We start from the raw sequence: 1011 nt of genomic DNA, 5'->3' as shown, positions 1-1011 counted from the left end.
TCCGCGCGGAATTGCAGGGGAGTCTTCTCAACTAGCAAACATGGAGTGCGTTTCGCGCCACCGCGCCATAGGGTGCGGTGGCGCGACCGGCAAGACAGGCGAGTTGGAGGAGGACACGTGGCAACGCCCCCTAGCGGATATCCGTATGCCCACGGGCAGCCGTCCGAGCCGCGCGGAGAAGCCCCGCTGAACCGCTACAACTTCCCCTCCGCGCCCAGCCGCCAGGCCCGCTCGCAGCAGCAGCCCGAGCCACGGCGGGAGCCGCGGCCTCCGAGGCGGCGGCCGCAAGCGCCCCAGCAACAGCCGTACACGCCCCTCTCCGCGCCTCCCGGGCCGTCGGAGGGGTCTTGGTACGACGCGCCGCCCGCGCCGCGTATCCAGCCCGTACAGCCGCCCGAGCGCCCCGCCCCGGAACCCTCCTCCCCCGCGGGCGGCACGCATAACCCTCTGGTGCGCCCGTACGCCATGACAGGGGGCCGGACCCGGCCCCGGTACCAGCTCGCCATCGAGGCGCTGGTGCACACCACGGCCGACCCCGCTCAGCTCCACGGCCAACTGCCCGAGCACCAGCGGATCTGCCATCTGTGCCGCGAGATCAAGTCGGTCGCCGAGATCTCCGCACTGCTCACCATTCCCCTCGGCGTAGCCCGCATCCTCGTAGCCGACCTGGCCGAGGCGGGGCTCGTCGCCATTCATCAGCCCGGCGGCGACGAGTCCGCCGGCGGTCAGCCTGACGTGACACTGCTCGAAAGGGTGCTCAGTGGACTTCGCAAGCTCTAGCGGTGCAGCCCGCTCCACCACCTCCGCGAAGATCGTGGTGGCGGGCGGCTTCGGCGTGGGCAAGACCACGTTCGTCGGCGCGGTCTCGGAGATCAACCCGCTGCGCACCGAAGCCGTGATGACCTCCGCCTCGGCGGGGATCGACGATCTGACCCACGCGCCGGACAAGACCACCACCACGGTGGCGATGGACTTCGGCCGTATCACCCTGGACCAGGACCTGATCCTGTA

The 1011-nt window shown here is 70.5% G+C and carries 2 protein-coding genes; both read left to right on the top strand.

Translation table 11 applies throughout. The features are described 5' to 3' along the window. Nucleotides 1-117 precede the first annotated feature (117 nt). Nucleotides 118-780, top strand: a complete 663-nt coding sequence (locus tag AXW62_RS40045) for a DUF742 domain-containing protein (protein ID WP_063817729.1) — start codon at nt 118-120, stop codon at nt 778-780. After that, a partial coding sequence (locus tag AXW62_RS35780; RefSeq protein ID WP_174556467.1) for an ATP/GTP-binding protein occupies nt 761-1011 on the top strand: 251 nt, incomplete at its 3' end. The genes AXW62_RS40045 and AXW62_RS35780, both read left to right, overlap by 20 nt.

The organism is Streptomyces hygroscopicus subsp. hygroscopicus, from assembly GCF_001553455.1.
Taxonomy (GTDB): Bacteria; Actinomycetota; Actinomycetes; order Streptomycetales; family Streptomycetaceae; genus Streptomyces; species Streptomyces hygroscopicus.
The sequence above is the reverse complement of the archived record's forward strand: the minus strand, read 5'-3'. Positions and strand labels throughout refer to the sequence as shown.